Below are 16,965 nucleotides of genomic sequence, written 5' to 3'. Positions count from 1 at the left end.
GGTAATACATGACGGATAAGTCAATTCAAGAGTTAGCAGTCAGTGTAGGACTCCCAGTTACAAAGCTCCTTGATCAGGTGCGTGAAGCTGGATTACCTCAAAAACAGGCTGAAGATAAAATTTCTACTGAACAGCAAAGTGTGCTCGTGAACCATTTGAAAAAAGCACATGGTCAAGACGCGGGACAAGCAGGACAAATCACGTTGAAACGTAAAACGACAAGTACCGCGAAAGTGGCGAGTACTTCAGGTAAAGCTAAAACCATCAACGTAGAAGTTCGTAAAAAACATACGTTTACTAAGCCAGATCCTGAACAAATCAAAGCAGAAGCATTGGCAAAAGCTCAAGCCACTGCGCAGGCGAACTCAGCACCAAAAGCACAGGAAACTCCTGTCGTGAATGAAGCTGAAAAAACAGAAAGCTCTGCAAAAGCCAATTTAGAGAAAATGCGTGCTGCGGCAAAACAGCAAACTGCTGCAAAAGAAACACCAAAAGCAGCAGTGGTTGTTAAACGTAAATCGACCAACAAGCCGATCACCAAAGCAACCGTAAAAACAATTGAAACGCCTGAACAGAAGCGTGCGCGTGAAGCCCAGGCAGCCCAATTGAAAGCTGCCGAGGAAGCGGCTCGTCGTAAGTCGGCAGAAGAAGCACAGCAACGTACACTTGAGCAAATGCGTCAAATGGCGTCAAAGTATTCTTCAGATGAAACGACACCAACCATTCGTGTGGTTGATGACTCACCTTTGGCGGCAGGTTTGGTTGGTCAAGCATATGAGGATTCATTTGCAAAAGAAGACCGCGAAATCAAACGTGGTGGTAACACCAAAGACACACGTGGTCAGAAAAAGGGTGGACGTCGTGGTCAGGAAGAGCAATCTTTCAGTCATAACCCACATAAGCGTGGCTTAAAATCAAGTCAGGCAAACAAACATGGTTTTGAAAAACCGGTTAAGAAACAAGTCTATGATGTTGAAATTGGTTCAACCATCGTGGTTGCTGACTTGGCTGCAAAAATGGCAGTTAAAGTCCGTGAAGTGATTAAGTCACTCATGAAAATGGGTGAGTTGGTAACACAAAACCAAGCGATTGATCAAGAAATTGCAGCGCTGATTGTTGAAGAAATGGGACACAACCCAGTGCTTGTTTCTGATACGCAGGCGGAAGACAACCTTCTTGAAGCGGCTGAAGAAGCACGTGGTGTACAGACAACACGTCCTCCAGTAGTCACGATCATGGGTCACGTTGACCATGGTAAAACATCGCTTCTTGACCGTATCCGTCGTGCTAAAGTGGCACAAGGCGAAGCGGGTGGTATTACCCAACATATTGGTGCTTACCATGTCACGACCGATAAAGGCATTATCACTTTCTTGGATACTCCGGGACACGCAGCATTTACGGCCATGCGTTCACGTGGTGCAAAAGCGACAGATATCGTGGTATTGGTTGTTGCGGCTGATGATGGTGTAATGCCGCAAACCGCAGAAGCAATTGATCATGCTCGTGCTGCAGGTACGCCAATTATTGTTGCAATCAACAAAATGGATAAAGAATCTGCAGATCCAGACCGCGTATTGAATGAATTGACGACCAAGGAAATCGTACCTGAACAATGGGGTGGTGATGTTCCTGTGGCAATGGTTTCTGCGCATTCAGGTCAAGGTATTGATGAGCTTTTAGACTTGATCTCAATCCAAGCAGAAATGCTAGAGTTGAAAGCGTCTGAAGAAGGTGCTGCACAAGGTGTGGTCATCGAAGCACGTGTTGATAAAGGTCGCGGTGCTGTAACTTCTATCCTTGTACAAAATGGTACATTGAATGTTGGTGACTTGGTACTTGCAGGTGCATCATACGGTCGCGTACGTGCGATGACAGATGAAAACGGCAATCGTATTAAGTCTGCGGGTCCTTCAATTCCAGTAGAGATTTTGGGTCTTCCAGAAGCACCAATGGCTGGTGATGAAGTTCTCGTTGTTGATGATGAGAAGAAAGCGCGTGAAGTTGCTGATGCCCGTTTAGACCGTGAACGTCAGAAACGTCTTGAGCGTCAAAGTGCAATGCGTCTTGAAAACATCATGGCATCTATGGGCAAAAAAGATGTGCCTTATGTCAATGTTGTGCTTAAGACGGATGTACGCGGTACTTTAGAGGCATTGATTGTTGCACTTTCTGAATTGTCGACAGACGAAGTTAAAGTCCGTGTGATCAGCTCGGGTGTGGGTGCAATCACTGAGTCCGATGTGGGGCTTGCAGAGTCTTCTGAAGCTGTTCTGCTTGGTTTTAACGTTCGTGCAGACAGCACAGCACGTCAAAAAGCAGACGAAGATGGCTTGGATATCCGTTATTACAGCGTGATCTATCAATTAATTGATGATGTTAAAGCTGCAATGAGCGGTAAACTTGCACCAGAACACCGTGAAACGATTCTGGGTGTTGCTCAAGTGCGTGAAGTATTCCATTCAAGTAAGTTTGGTGCGGCTGCAGGCTGTATGGTACTTGAAGGTGTTTTACATCGTAATAAACCAATTCGTGTACTTCGTGATGATGTGGTGGTGTTCCAGGGTGAGCTTGAATCGTTACGTCGTTATAAAGATGTTGTTGAAGAAGTTCGTGCTGGTATGGAATGTGGTCTTGCTGTTAAAGGCTATAATGACATCAAGGCGCTCGACAAAATCGAAGTATATGATGTTCAGTTGATTAAACGGAGTCTTTAATGGCGGGTAGTCAACGTCTTAAGCGCATGGCGGATACAGTACAACGTGAGTTGTCAGAACTGATTCGTCAAGAACTTAAAGATCCACGCTTAGGTGGTCTGGTGACCATCTCAGCGGTGAAAGTCAGTGCTGACTTAGGTTATGCTGAAGTTTATGTGACCGTGATGGGGCGTGAACTGGGCGATGAGCAAAGTGAAGCAGCAAATAAAGAAACTTTGGATGTATTAAATAAAGCCTCCGGTTTCTTGCGTCACGAGTTGGGTCGTCGGATCAAAACCCGTATAACGCCTCGTTTGCGTTTTCACTACGACAAAACCAATGCCTATGGTAACTATATGTTTGGTTTAATCGCCGAAGCAGTGAAAGATTTGCCAGAGCAAAAAGACGAAGAATAAGTATTTTAGAAAGCCACCCCAGGGTGGCTTTTTTATAGCTTGGAAAATATGAGTATCAAACCCCATCTTTTTAAATTGTATTTTAAAGATATTGAGTAGTTTCACCTTAAAGTACTTTCCCTAAAATATGTATGTCATTCCCAGAAGATTAATTGCGAATAGATAGCAGAAATTAAACAAAACTTTGTCTGAAACTGTATAGAATGCAGATATATCAACAAATACAAATAAATATCTCTGAGGAATGAGCAATGAATTCAATGAAAAAAGGTCTGCTAGCACTGACTTTAGCGAGTACCTTGGCTTTTTCGGGTTGTGGTTATAATACTTTGCAAGCCAAAGATGAGTCGGTTAATGCAGCTTGGTCTGAAGTTGAAAACCAATATCAACGTCGTGCAGATTTAGTCCCGAATCTTGTCAATGTCGTCAAAGGTTATGCAACCCATGAAGAAAAAGTTTTAACTGAAGTGACTGAGGCACGTGCCAATGTCGCAGGCTTGAAAGTAGATAAAGAAGTATTGAACGATCCAGAATTGTTTAAAAAGTATCAGGAAGCACAGTCACAAATGACAGGGGCATTATCTCGACTTTTGGCAGTCACTGAAAACTACCCAGACTTAAAAGCCAATGAGCAATTCCGTGATTTACAAGTGCAATTGGAGGGAACTGAAAACCGAATCAGTACAGCAAGAACACGCTATGTTCAGACTGTACAAGACTACAATACTTATGTACGTCAGTTCCCGCAAGCAATGACTGCAAAAGTGATTGGCATGAAAGCCAAACCAAACTTTAGTGCTGAAGCAGGCGCATCAAAAGCACCCACAGTGAATTTTAATTAATCACTGGGCTTTCATCTTATTTGGTCATTTACTCAAAAGAGATGAAAGTCCTCTCAATGAATTAAGTAAAGGTGAGTTATGCTTGAGCGGCAAGAAAAATCAGCATTTCAAACAATGAGTATATTACTCTGTGTACTGTTGGCGCTGATTCTTTCTGTCCAATCTCAGGTTTGGGCTGAAACAGGAACGGCTACAGATGAGCAACAAGCACAAGAAGCCATTGTGCTGGGAAAAGTTGTTCCAAATACAAATTTACCGAATGTACTCGGTCCATCACCTACCAATACTCAAAGCCAAAGACAGTCGACAACCACATCTCAACAGTCGTCACAGAGCTCTACATCAAACCAAGCCAAAGTCGCCAATGATATTGCAGAAGACGAAACAGAGAGAAATATCCCCACCTTGAATCAACCCGTGGTTGATCAAGCCAATGTTTTGTCTGCGGCTGAAAAGCAAAATTTAGAGCAACAAATTCGTGAAATTCATCGTCAAGGCAAAGCACAAATCGGGATTATTATTGTTCCAACCACGGGGCAAGAAGGTATTTTTGATTTTGCAATGCGAGTTGCAGAGCAATGGAAACTTGGTTCAGCAAAACAAGACAATGGTCTATTAATTGCTGTTGCTGTGAATGACCATAAAATTCATATCGCCACAGGTTATGGTTTAGAAGGCGTATTGCCTGATATTATTGTCAGTCGGATTATACGTAATCAAATTTCTCCAGCATTTAAACAAGGGCAATATGCACAAGGTTTACAAGCCGCTGTGGGAGAAATTGAACGTATTCTAAATTTAGATCCTGAAATTGCGCAACAAGCTGCCGATGAACTTAAAGAGCGACAAAACCAAGCAATACAAGCGCAAGAAGCCAAAGATCGCACCTTAATCACTACCATGATTATTTTGGTGGTGGGTATATTTGCATCATTCATTATCGGTAATCGACTAAGTGCTGCTGTTGCGGGAGTGACAGCAACGGCTGCTGGGCTTATATACGGTTCAGGTATTGTGATGAGCCTGATTTTAGGCTTTGGTGTATTTTTCTTATTGATCACTTCTCTAGCTCAACTGATCTTACAAATGTTTCTCTCTGGCGGTGGGCGTGGTGGAGGCAGCGGTGGTGGTTTTGGTGGAGGCGGTGGCTATAGCGGCGGCGGTGGTGGTTTTGGTGGGGGAGGCGCATCAGGCTCATGGTAACAAAAACTGATACAACAGAAATTTTGACTGAACCAAAATTACAGGAAAAAGTACAGCCGAGTTTTAAGCGCTGGCTCAAGCATTGTCTTTATATGCCAGCATCTAAGCGCTACTTTTCCAAGCAGGATCAACATGCAATTGCTCAAGCAGTTCAACAAGCCGAAGAAGGGCATGTGGGTGAAATACAGGTGGTGATCGAGGGGCATATCCCAAGCCATCAAGCCTATCATCAAAATACGCGTCTAAGAGCGCAACAACTCTTTGCCGAGTTGGGTGTATGGGATACCGAATATAACAGCGGTGTTTTACTTTATTTGAATTTGTGTGAAAAAGCGGTAGAAATTGTCGTAGATCGTGGTATCCATCAGGCGACTACACAGCAAACGTGGCAACAGATTTGTGATGAGATGATTGTGCAATTAAAAAATAAACAATATCGTTTGGCAGTTGAGAGTGGTGTGAGTGAAATAGGCAAAGTATTGAATTTGTTTTACAAACAACAAAAACCTGATAATATGAATGAATTGGCAAATCAGCCGATTATTCTGAATTAATGTCAAAGAAGAATGAAATTTTTTTAAACAAGAGTGACAGGAAATGTCACTTTTTTACGTTTAATTACTTAAAAAAAAGAGATGTTAAAAAAAGCTTGTAAACTGTTACATACTCTCTAAAATCGAAGTGTGTAAGTTGGTTGTTGATTTTTTCCACAAAAACAGCCACATAAATTGCTCGAAAAAAGGCTAATAAATTTTTAAAAACATTGGAGAAATGTTATGAATGCTCAAAAAGGTTTTACCTTAATTGAATTAATGATCGTTGTGGCAATTATCGGTATTCTTGCTGCGATTGCGATTCCTGCGTATCAGAATTATACAAAGAAATCTTCTACAAATGCATGTTTGGCTGAAGCTAAAGCATATGCAAATGTAGCTTTAGTAGCTATTTCTGATCCTAATGGTGCTGCATCTACTCCAAGTTATACAGCGAGTGCATGTCAATCAGGTCCTACGACTCCACCAACTACTTATTCAGTAATTTCATTTAATGTGAAGAATGGTAGTGATGATGGTAAAGTTGTTAAATGTGACTTAGCTAATGGCGCAAAATGTGTAGCATCAGCTAACTAAATGTAAGTTTTTAAAAAGGAGTCTGATTTGACTCCTTTTTTCTTTTAATATGCAAAAATAATATTATGAAAAATTTAACTCTTATATCTCTAGTAATAATAATTTTCTTTTTTTCTTGGATGTTAACAGATCATTTTACACCCTGGTTGACATTCGGTAGTGAAATAGCAGCCTTTTTTTCAATCTTTTTTTTACTGTGTTTGCAGTTTAATCGAAATCTGAAAGTCCCTTATCAACTTATTCCATTGTTTATCGTTGGCTTAATTCCATTGCTACAGTATAGTTTTGGACAAATCTTCTTTTTTAGTACAGCTCTATTAAGTTTTCTCTACTTAATTTCATTTGTTTTAACAGTAATTTATTCTTTTAATTTGTGTATAACTGAATTCGATAGACAGAAAGTCATGCTGTTTACATCAAGTGCATTTGTTGTGGCTGGATTAATGACCGCTTGTATGGCGATCATTCAATGGCTGGATTTTGAATCATTTTTTCCTTTTGTTTTAGAGTTAACAGCTGGGCGTCCTTTTGCAAATTTTGCACAACCCAATAATATGGCAACTGCTTTATTTTTAGCACTATTGGGCTGTCTATATTTATTTGAAAAACAAAAACTACCCTCATTGATTGTGATGATGATTGCTTTGATTATTCTTTTTGCAATGGTATTGAGTCAATCTCGGACAGTCTGGTTAGGAATTATTTTTTGTGTAGTTTACTGGTTAATTCGTAATCATAAAACATCATTCAGGTTTAATCATTTTTATGCGATAGGTTTCACGGTTATATTTGTTGTATTTGTATTAAGTTTGCCATTACTCAGCCAAATTGTTGGGACATCAGCATCAACAGTAATGGAAAGAGCAACAACAGGGTATTTAAGACTACCTATGTGGACACATACTCTTATTTCCATTCTCGACCATCCTTGGGTGGGCTACGGTTGGAATCAAAGTAGTTTTTCATATTTAGATGCATTACCTAAACATGATACTCCTGAAAGATATTTAAGTTCACACAACATTATACTGGATATGTTGGTTTGGAATGGCGTTATTTGGGGAGGCTTAATTGTTGGATATGCTATTTATTGGTATGCCCGTTTTTATCAGTTAGCAAAATCAATAGAATCAATAATTGCGTTAATGATGATAACTGTTGTATTGATTCATGCGATGCTAGAATTCCCTCTTTACTATGCTTTTTTCTTGTTACCAGTAGCGGTACTATGTGGCATCATTCAGTCTGAAGAGGAACATGGTCAATATTTTAAATTATCAAAAGCGATTAATAATTCAATTGCACTGATTTGGTTGTCTTTAATTTTACTGATTTGGAGAGACTATAATGCAAGCATTACTGAAAGTTTTGAAGCAAAGCTTTATGAAATGATGAGATTGTTTAAAGAGAAACCACAGTTTGATAAAGTGACGCCATATCAGGCTCAAAGCAAAATTTTTCTCTTAGACCAATTAAAATATGATGCAGAATGGATAGCACTCAATCCTTTTACTAAACTTGAAGAAGATCAAATCGAGATATATAGGAATCTTACTCTTCTGACACCATCAAAGTATTATTTATATAAATATGCACAATTGGCCGCATATAATAATGGTAAGCAAGAGGATACTGAATATTGTCTTTTCTTAATTAAAAGAATATATAAAAGTGATATTAATCCTGATGATTTGCTCAAGTATAATTTTTATAAGGATCATCATGTCTCTACTGATCTAAAAGAGCATGACTTGTAATAATGTGACAATTATTGATGTTTTTTAATCATTGCTGCGCTTCTAGAAATTAGCATTTGAAATAATGAAAATAATCTATAAATTGTATTCAAACAGCTATTGAATACTTCAAAATGGAACAGCAAAGAGGCTTTACTTTGATAGAGCTAATGATTGTGATCGCGATTGTTGCAATCCTTGTCTCAATTGCACTACCCGCATATCAAAGCTACTCTAAAAGTGCTGGAGTAAAAGCATGCTTATCTGAAACAAAAAATTATGCCAACTATATTTTTTACGCATTGAATGATCAAAATGATGCAACCAATCCTACAGTTCCGGTTATCTCATCCTGTAGTTTTATCACCGATGCTTCTTCATGGAATGAGTCGACAACAAACTTGGTGATTGAGGCGAAAAGTAAACATTCATCCATAGCAGATATTCGTTGTGATCTAAGCAAAGGCGCAAACTGTACAATCATTCCTTAAACAAAAAGTGTTAGAAACGCTATAATAACCTCAGTTTTTCTGTTCACTTTTCATATGAAAGCCATTCCTTATATTCTTTCAGCCTTATTGCTTTTACTTGCTTGGCTTTTACCCATCCATAAAATGCCATGGACGACCTTTGGTAGTGAAGCATTGACTTTTCTCTCAGCATTGGCGTTATTAAGTGTTTTTTACCATCAAGATTTAAAAATACCTAGACCACAGTTACTTGTATTGCCTGTGCTTGCAATTCCTCTCATTCAATGGGGTTTTGGTGAGATTCTATATCTAAGTAATGCGTTACTCTGTACAGCTTACATTGCCATGTTTTGGTTGATGGTGATTGTTGGCTATAACTTGGCAATTGGCGAAAAGGGTCAAAGAGAACAGATCTTTAAAATTTTCTGTTTGGTGGTGTTTACGGGTGGAATACTTTCAAGCTTTATTGCAATCACGCAATGGTTAGATGTGAATGAATATTTTAGACCATTGGTTAATCTTCTGAATGGTAATCGTCCTTATGCAAACTTTGCCCAACCCAACAATTTAGCGACATTTATCTGTATGGGGGTGTTTGCATGCTTATATTTTTATGAAAAGAAAATATTATCCAATTATGTTCTTGTACCATCTGCAAGTGTCTTTCTATTGACCATTGCATTAACCCAGTCGCGTACTGCATGGGTGGTCTGTTTATTCACAGTGATTTATTTAACGATAAAACAATTCGGTCAAACCAAACGTTTTGGTTTTGCAAAACTGCTGCTATGGAGCGGTGTATTTGTTGTTCTCATCAGTAGTTTACCTTTGATTAATCAATGGATTGCTTCGGTATCAACACAAGACATTGCACAAGCTTCCTCAGTGGTAGAGCGGGCAAGTTCGGGCTATCTGCGATTGGATATGTGGAACCAGGCTTTGATTGCGATTTCAGAAAAGCCTTGGCTGGGTTATGGTTGGAATCAAACAGGAATGGCGCAAATTGCAGCTTTTGATTTATATCCATCGCACGAATGGTATAAAACAGCACATAACGTGGTTTTGGATTTATTGCTCTGGAATGGTATTCCGATTGGCGGATTGATCATTCTGTATGTTGTTTTTTGGTTGTATTGGTTGAATAAAGGGATAAAAGAACCTGTTTCAATCGCAGCCAGTTTGATGGTCTGTGCGATTCTGATTCATGCTTTGTTAGAATATCCGATTCACTATGCTTACTTTTTACTGCCTCTGGGTTTTTTGTTGGGGCTGATTCAAGCGCAATATCCTCGACTACCGACTATGAAGCTAAAATCATCGATCACTGTGACTATTATTGTGATCGGTCTGGTATTGGTCGGTGCGATTTATCGAGATTATATTTTATACCGTCAGCAAAGTGTTTTTGTGACCAAAAAGACGCCTTTAAGTGCTTCACAGCAAGCCGTGATGAATCAAGATATTTGGTTGCTGACACAGTTTAAAGAGCGTGTATGGTGGATTGGTTTAAACCCCTATACAAAAATGACAGATCAACAACTGCAGTATATGGGGCGTATGGTGGCAAATTTAGCATCTGCATACGATATTCATAAATATGCACAAGTCTTGGCCTTTAACGGTAAAAAATCTGAAGCTGAGCATCAGTTGTGGATTTTAAAGACCTTGCATGGACAAGATAAAAGCTATCAGGAATTATTGCCAGCTTCCGTTTCAACTCAGTAGAATTCTTTTTTATAAAAATGAATTCTTAATTTTAAAACTTGAGTTGAATGGTATTTCACGCTCAAAACAAAGCTCAAAATTATCCCAACGACAACGTAAAAAAATCCCCAATTGGGGATTTTTTTACAGAGTCAAACTTACATTTGGCTTTGGATATAATTCTCGATGCCTACACTCTCGGTAAGATCAAGTTGTGTAGTGGTCCAATCCCAGTATTCTTCTTCTTTTTCTAGAATTTCTTGCACCAGATCGCGTGTGACATAGTCTAAATGTGTTTCTGCCAACGCAACGGCAGTTTTTAATGCTTCAATATTTTCTTTTACTTTGCGAACATCACAATTCAAAACTTCAAGCGTATGTTGACCGATATACAGTTTGCCTAAATGTTGAAGATTAGGTAAACCTTCTAAAAAAAGAATACGTTCAATAATTTTATCAGCATGTTTCATCTGACGAATTGATTCTTTATATTCAGCAGAACCAAGTTGTTCAATTCCCCAGTCATTAAACATACGTGAATGTAAGAAATATTGGTTGATTGCCGTCAGATGATGAAAAAGTACTTGGTTAAGTTGGTTGATAACGTCTCGATTGCCTTTCATGGTCAAAGCTCCACTTTAAATTTCTGCCTTAAATCTTTTCCAAACTTTTCACTGAAAAGGATGTCATTGAAATATAGTGATTAAGGCAATCTGGTATCAGTCTATATTAATCAACTTTTTAGATGCTGACGAGTTATTTATAGAACGGCAAATGAAAATCGCAATCAAAAACAATAGAGTGTTGGTTTATTGAGGCAGGTTATCCAAAAAATGAACCCGCTTTGAGTCGAAGCGGGGGAGGAGAATGATCCGGGGATCATTAGAAAACTTATTTATTATCGTTATAGGAAAATTCTTGATGAGGCATGGAATCATTAAGCAGCAACGGAAATACGTGCGGCAATCAGTGCAAGCTCTTCATTGATGATGCTTTTTGCTTCAGGCGCACAGCGACCACAGCAGGTACCCAAATCCAATAGTTCACGCACTTCACGATAGCTTTCCGCACCATTTGCCATAGCGTCTTTAATATCTTGATCTGTAATACCACGACATAAGCATACGTACATGAAAACTCAACCCAGCGGTTAAATGCGATATCTAATATTATTGATAATTGTTATCATTTGTCAATGAAATTTATTTAAAATCTCACTTATTATGATTGGCTTTTTGAATAAAAAAATACCACCTGATCGGCAGTATTTTTTGTATATTTTTAATACATTTTAAATCAATTGCTTAGTAAAAATTCTTTTAACTGCAATTATTGAGGAATAATCACCACACCATCCATCTCAACCAATGCACCTTTGGGCAGGGCTGCAACGCCTAGCGCAGCACGTGCCGGGTAGGGTTGAGCAAAGTATTCTCCCATAATTTGATTAACCAACTGAAAATTTGATAAATCTGTCAGGAAAATATTGAGTTTTGCGATATCCGCTAAAGAACCACCTGCCGCTTCACAGACTGCTTTTAAATTGTCAAAAACGCGTCGGATTTGCGCTTCAATGCCTTCAACCAATTCCATGCTGTATGGGTCTAAGCCAATCTGCCCTGAAAGATATAAAGTATTGTCTACGAGGATTGCTTGTGAATAAGTACCAATCGCAGCAGGGGCATTTTCAGTATGAATCACTTGGCGGGACATTGATTTCTCCTTGATTTTTTAATCATTTCATCATGATACATATGCGCTATACCATTGATCGACGAATAACGATAAATAGCGTACTGCTTAATTTAGCATGCTTTTGCTTTCAGTGTTTCATTGATTGCAATTGGCATTGCCAATCGACTGATCCGAGGGAAACCAAACTGCATACGGAGTTCACGAATAATCTGCGCAATCTGTTTTCGGTTATTCACCACAATATTTACATAGGTTTTATCTTCATGGGTGTGTACTGATTCTACGCCTGTTTTAGCTTTACGACAGAGATAAATCAATTCTGAAATTTGTTCATCAGTTAAAACCAAATCAATACTTAAGTACGCATTGAAGTTGACATCATCTTCCTGTTCAGAGGTCCAATGCAGCAACATGATATTTTCAGGATGTAAATGTTGCTCGTGCAAAAGGTTATGGCAGCGCTCACGGTGAACAATCAAACCACGACGGGATAAATGTCCTTGTATTGGATCGCCTAATACGGGATTGCAGCAATGTGCATATTTAACGTCTACACCATCCGTACCTTGGATTAAGCGATTTGAGGCATGTTCTTCAGTATTTTGAGATTGCGCATATAAATGATTGGCAACCAACTGAGGCAGTAAATCACCTACAGCGATTTGTTCAAATAAAGTGTCTTGATCTTGAATATGGCGCCATTCCAACAGGTCGGCCCAATCTGCTTCCGATAGATCTTTGATAGAGCGATTAAATAATTTTAAAGCACGGTTTAGTGCTTGTTGCCCAACCAAACGTTGTTCTTCAAGATCTTGGTCACGTAAAATATTTTGAATTGCACGCCGTGCTTTCTGGGTGTTGATAAAACTTAACCAATCCGGATTTGGTGTTGCCAATACATCAGTGATGACCTCAACCACTTGTCCACTGACCAGAGGGGTTGAAAGTGGTTTAATTTCTCCATTGATTTTGGCACCCACAGCATGGTTACCCAAAAATAAACTTGCTGAATAGGCAAAATCAACAGCAGTTGCACCTTGTGGTAACTCATGCAACTGACCATGTGGGGTATAAACCCAAATTTTTTCTTGGTGTAGATAATCGAGCAAATCACTAAATGTAGTTTTAGCACATTCATTACCAACCAAAAGATCTAGATTCTTCATAGAGGCCTGAATTGCTGAGCGACAAGCTTGTGGTGCATTCTCACCTAAAACCACACCAAATCGAGCTGCTTTACGCATCAATTCTGTCTGAATGGTCAGCGAAAGTGTAGTGCGCTCACCTTTAAGCTTGATCATTAAAGATTGATTACCGCCAGGTAAGGGGCGGCGAATATGATCTTCATAGTCTAAAACCTGGAAGTTTTCCCGTAAGGCATCGACCAGACGGTCACAGTCGGCAATGCTTTGAAGAATAATTTCAAAAGCATGACTATGTGTGAGCTCCTGCAAATCAATTTCATTTTTAACAAAGTGGCGCAATAATTCAATATTGTTATTTTTCTTTTTAATACGACCTTGAATATTATAGTTATTGAGCAATTCAGCTAAATTTTGTTCCCAAACAGATTGGTATTTACATCGCTCTGGTTTGGTTTTGAGTAAATTCTCCTGCACGTCATTGTACATATCCAGATCAAGATTTTGATAGCACAAATGCTCTAGGTTATCAGCCATTTCATTCATACCGACAAGACGTGCCATAGGTACAAAAATATCAAAGGTTTCTTGGGCAATACGCGCACGTTTATCTGGGCGTAATGCACCTAGCGTGGTCATGTTATGATAACGATCTGCAAGCTTGATGATAATGACGCGAGGATCTTGTAAGGTTGCTTGAAGAATTTTGCGGAAAGATGCTGCTTTATTATATTCTTTGTCGCTGGAGTGGCTGAGTTTGGTAACACCGTCAACCAATTCTGCAACGGTCTTGCCAAATTTTTCAGTAATGTCTTCTTTGGTAAAATCAGTATCTTCAATCACATCATGCAGCAAAGCTGCCATCAATGTTTCAGCATCCATACGCATGTGCGCCAAAATACAGCTCACTGCGATTGGATGCAGGATATAGGGTTCACCACTTTTACGTGTAATACCATCATGCGCAATGTCAGCATAATCACAAGCCGTAAGAACCCGCTCGACATCGCTTGGTTTTAAATAAGCGTCGATAATTACGTTAAGCTGTTGCTTGGCTTGGCTGACCTCTTGGCCTGGCATATAAACACCTATCTTAAATTACAAATTTGAAATCTTTTCCTAATGCTTAATGAAAAGCATATTGAGCGACTTGTCAATTTCTAGACCGAAAAAATATTTATTTTTTTTAACAAATATTTCTAAATTTGTCGATCAGTTGGCAATTTTTTTGAAAAATGGCTGCAATAAAAAAGCCTAGTTGAAAAACTAGGCTTTGATAAAAAGCTGAACTTATTGGAAAGAAAAGCCTTCAAGATTTAGGTTGTTTGCAGATAGCGCAAGGTCAAGACTTGATGTTTGATAATCTTGATCACGCTGTTTCAAAATATCTTTAGTCACATGACCGACCGCAATTTCACGTAATGCAACAACAGTGGGTTTGTCATTGTCCCACTCAACAGTAGGTTCAATACCTTGACGTGCCAATTGACGCGCGCGTTTGCTTGCCACTAGTACAAGCTCAAAGCGGTTGTCTACATGGTCTAAACAATCTTCAACGGTTACGCGTGCCATAAGAATTCTCGTTTGAATACAAAATTTTTAAATAGACTGTGCAGTATAAAATGCTTTCATCACAGACTCAAGTTTTAATCGATGCTTATTGAATAAACTTCAGCTCAAAAAATTAACTTTGCGGTGTAATGAGTTTGCTGATTAAGGCTTGATGACGGTTTGCTTGTTGTTCAATCTTTAAACGATTGGCATTGATCACAGACTCGAGATCATGCAATGCTTTATTGAAATCATCATTGATAATGATGTATTCAAAATTAACATACTGCTGCATGTCTTCAACAGCACAGCTGAGACGATGCTCAATCACTTCAACAGAGTCAGTTCCTCGATTGGAAAGACGCTGACGAAGATCAAACTGTGTTGGAGGAAGGATAAAGATTTGTTTAGATTCAGGAAAAAGTTTACGAACTTGTTCAGCGCCTTGCCAGTCAATTTCTAAAAGAACATCATGACCTTTTGCCAACTGTTCTTTTACCGTTGCTTGTGCAGTACCATAGTAATTGCCAAAAACTTCGGCATATTCGATAAAACCGCCTTGATTCACCTGTTCAAGAAAATTTTCTTTAGAAGTGAAATGATAATGAACACCGTCGAGTTCGCCAGGTCGTTGACCACGAGTCGTATGAGAAACAGAAACATGTAAGTTGCTTACACGCTCAAGTAGTGCCTTCACGAGAGATGTTTTGCCTGTTCCTGAAGCCGCAGAAACGACAAACAATAGACCCGACATGATATTTTTCCTGATATGATAAAATATCTTCTCTATTTTAGAGTAGAGCGCAGACAAACAAAACAGTTTTTACACATTGTTTGTGTTTAATCGCTAAAATATATTCAACCATTGAAGTGAACATTGAGGATTTTATGGAAATTGTATTGGCGAATCCACGTGGATTCTGTGCAGGTGTAGATCGTGCAATTGCCATTGTCAATCGTGCACTTGAATGTTTTAGTCCACCGATCTATGTCCGGCATGAAGTGGTCCATAACAAATTTGTGGTGGATGATCTTCGTCAACGTGGTGCGATTTTTGTTGATGAATTAGATGAAGTTCCTGATGATAATATTGTTATTTTTAGTGCACATGGGGTGTCCAAAGCCGTACAACAGGAAGCTGAACGCCGTGGATTAAAAGTGTTTGATGCCACTTGTCCTTTGGTGACTAAAGTACATATCGAAGTCACCAAATACGCCCGTGAAGGGACTGAAGCAATTCTCATCGGTCATGAGGGTCATCCTGAGGTTGAAGGAACGATGGGGCAGTATGACAAAAAAAATGGGGGTGAAATTTATCTGGTTGAAGATGAAGAAGATGTTGCATTATTGACAGTTAAACATCCTGAAAAAGTGGCATTTGTGACTCAAACTACTTTATCCATTGATGATACCGCTAAAGTCATTGATGCTTTACGTCATAAATTTCCGCAAATCCAAGGTCCTCGTAAAGATGACATCTGTTATGCCACTCAAAACCGTCAAGACGCTGTCCGTGATCTGGCAACACAATGTGATGTGGTATTGGTCGTAGGCTCTCCAAACTCATCCAATTCCAATCGTTTACGTGAGTTGGCAGAGAGAATGGGGAAACATGCCTATTTGGTGGATAATGCAGATGAGCTGCAACAAGCGTGGTTTAGTCCTGATCATAAAATTGGCGTGACAGCTGGGGCTTCTGCACCTGAGATCCTCATTAAGCAGGTGATTCAACGTTTACAGGACTGGGGCGCAACAGCGCCACAGGAACTCAATGGCCGTGAGGAAAACATCACATTTAGTCTGCCCAAAGAGCTACGCATTCATGTAACACAAGCATAAGCACGATCGTTATTTTTGAGATTCTCTCGAAATGGCATAAAGATCAATTTAGCTACATCATGAAATAACTTAAAGTTAAATCGAGAAGCATATTTTCGATTTAACTGATCATACCTAATGTATGACTGATGAGTTAAATATGCTGTGGAAGGCTTGTAAACTATGATAGGACTTTGCCGATTTTATTTATCTATCGGCATAAAACTTGCCGATTACCAATCCCCCATTTGATAAGACACAGAAAAAATAAGTCGCAGAAAAACACTTTATAAATGGGACTCTGCCACAAAAAGTTACCGATAACGTTTTTGAGTTTCATATTTCAACAAGAATTTCCATTGAACTCAGATAGTAAATAGAGTGTTTTCTGCTTTTTTCGATTAGCCAATTTTACCTGACTGTGTCATTAGATTAAGTTTTATCTGCTGCTGGGTGCTATTACAGATTTTACCCGTGGAAATAGACGATACCTCACGACCTCGCTGCTTAAAAATACAAAAAAGAAGTCTATATCATCGTAGATTTTAAAAATATTGTGTCA

16 protein-coding genes are annotated in these 16,965 nt (G+C 39.1%); 10 read left to right on the top strand and 6 right to left on the bottom strand.

Annotated elements, in window-relative coordinates:
* Positions 1–8 precede the first annotated feature (8 nt).
* The 9 genes from infB (at position 9) to OSH00_RS11630 (ending at position 10,218) form a co-directional block, all read left to right on the top strand.
* Positions 9–2,717 carry a translation initiation factor IF-2 gene (gene infB / locus OSH00_RS11670; protein WP_196077184.1) on the top strand — a complete coding sequence of 903 codons (2,709 nt, stop codon included), beginning with the start codon at positions 9–11 and terminating at the stop codon, positions 2,715–2,717.
* On the top strand, positions 2,717–3,112 hold the full coding sequence (locus OSH00_RS11665; protein ID WP_004826375.1) for a ribosome-binding factor A: 396 nt from the start codon (positions 2,717–2,719) through the stop codon (positions 3,110–3,112). Before infB ends, OSH00_RS11665 begins: the two co-directional genes overlap by 1 nt.
* Positions 3,113–3,363: 251 nt before the next feature.
* The gene (locus tag OSH00_RS11660; protein ID WP_151780907.1) at positions 3,364–3,954 is read left to right on the top strand and encodes a LemA family protein; all 591 of its coding nucleotides are present in this window, start codon (positions 3,364–3,366) and stop codon (positions 3,952–3,954) included.
* A 78-nt stretch (positions 3,955–4,032) separates the two neighbouring features.
* The gene (locus tag OSH00_RS11655; protein ID WP_266130555.1) at positions 4,033–5,157 is read left to right on the top strand and encodes a TPM domain-containing protein; all 1,125 of its coding nucleotides are present in this window, start codon (positions 4,033–4,035) and stop codon (positions 5,155–5,157) included.
* Complete coding sequence (locus tag OSH00_RS11650) at positions 5,151–5,711, top strand: TPM domain-containing protein (protein WP_266130554.1); 561 nt, start codon at positions 5,151–5,153, stop codon at positions 5,709–5,711. Before OSH00_RS11655 ends, OSH00_RS11650 begins: the two co-directional genes overlap by 7 nt.
* Positions 5,712–5,933: 222 nt before the next feature.
* Positions 5,934–6,287 carry a prepilin-type N-terminal cleavage/methylation domain-containing protein gene (locus tag OSH00_RS20500; RefSeq protein ID WP_277613824.1) on the top strand — a complete coding sequence of 118 codons (354 nt, stop codon included), beginning with the start codon at positions 5,934–5,936 and terminating at the stop codon, positions 6,285–6,287.
* 65 nt (positions 6,288–6,352) lie between these two features.
* A complete protein-coding gene (locus tag OSH00_RS11640) occupies positions 6,353–8,044 on the top strand; it encodes an O-antigen ligase family protein (protein ID WP_266130553.1) in 1,692 nt (563 codons plus the stop codon).
* Between the two features lie 113 nt (positions 8,045–8,157).
* Positions 8,158–8,514 carry a pilin gene (locus OSH00_RS20495; RefSeq protein ID WP_277613823.1) on the top strand — a complete coding sequence of 119 codons (357 nt, stop codon included), beginning with the start codon at positions 8,158–8,160 and terminating at the stop codon, positions 8,512–8,514.
* Between the two features lie 54 nt (positions 8,515–8,568).
* The gene (locus OSH00_RS11630; protein WP_266130552.1) at positions 8,569–10,218 is read left to right on the top strand and encodes a PglL family O-oligosaccharyltransferase; all 1,650 of its coding nucleotides are present in this window, start codon (positions 8,569–8,571) and stop codon (positions 10,216–10,218) included.
* Positions 10,219–10,355: 137 nt separating this feature from the next.
* Here the strand turns inward: OSH00_RS11630 and bfr are convergent, their stop codons facing one another.
* The 6 genes from bfr to gmk form a co-directional block, all read right to left on the bottom strand.
* Positions 10,356–10,820, bottom strand: coding sequence for a heteropolymeric bacterioferritin subunit Bfr (gene bfr, locus OSH00_RS11625; RefSeq protein ID WP_196075747.1), 465 nt, complete (start codon positions 10,818–10,820; stop codon positions 10,356–10,358).
* 314 nt (positions 10,821–11,134) lie between these two features.
* Positions 11,135–11,329 (bottom strand): bacterioferritin-associated ferredoxin, encoded by a 195-nt coding sequence (locus tag OSH00_RS11620; protein WP_130072231.1) that lies wholly within the window; start codon positions 11,327–11,329, stop codon positions 11,135–11,137.
* Positions 11,330–11,526: 197 nt separating this feature from the next.
* A complete protein-coding gene (locus tag OSH00_RS11615) occupies positions 11,527–11,910 on the bottom strand; it encodes a RidA family protein (protein WP_100886076.1) in 384 nt (127 codons plus the stop codon).
* Between the two features lie 92 nt (positions 11,911–12,002).
* Positions 12,003–14,114, bottom strand: coding sequence for a RelA/SpoT family protein (locus tag OSH00_RS11610; RefSeq protein WP_196075746.1), 2,112 nt, complete (start codon positions 14,112–14,114; stop codon positions 12,003–12,005).
* A gap of 210 nt (positions 14,115–14,324) precedes the next feature.
* Positions 14,325–14,606, bottom strand: coding sequence for a DNA-directed RNA polymerase subunit omega (gene rpoZ / locus OSH00_RS11605; protein ID WP_196075745.1), 282 nt, complete (start codon positions 14,604–14,606; stop codon positions 14,325–14,327).
* Positions 14,607–14,718: 112 nt separating this feature from the next.
* A complete protein-coding gene (gene gmk, locus OSH00_RS11600; RefSeq protein ID WP_196075744.1) occupies positions 14,719–15,339 on the bottom strand; it encodes a guanylate kinase in 621 nt (206 codons plus the stop codon).
* A gap of 134 nt (positions 15,340–15,473) precedes the next feature.
* On the opposite strand from gmk, the gene ispH reads away from it, so the two are divergent.
* Positions 15,474–16,424 carry a 4-hydroxy-3-methylbut-2-enyl diphosphate reductase gene (gene ispH / locus OSH00_RS11595; RefSeq protein ID WP_196075743.1) on the top strand — a complete coding sequence of 317 codons (951 nt, stop codon included), beginning with the start codon at positions 15,474–15,476 and terminating at the stop codon, positions 16,422–16,424.
* Positions 16,425–16,965: the final 541 nt, after the last annotated feature.

This window comes from Acinetobacter nematophilus, from assembly GCF_026344175.1.
Lineage (GTDB): Bacteria > Pseudomonadota > Gammaproteobacteria > Pseudomonadales > Moraxellaceae > Acinetobacter > Acinetobacter nematophilus.
This window is presented reverse-complemented; position numbering and strand designations above follow the sequence as displayed.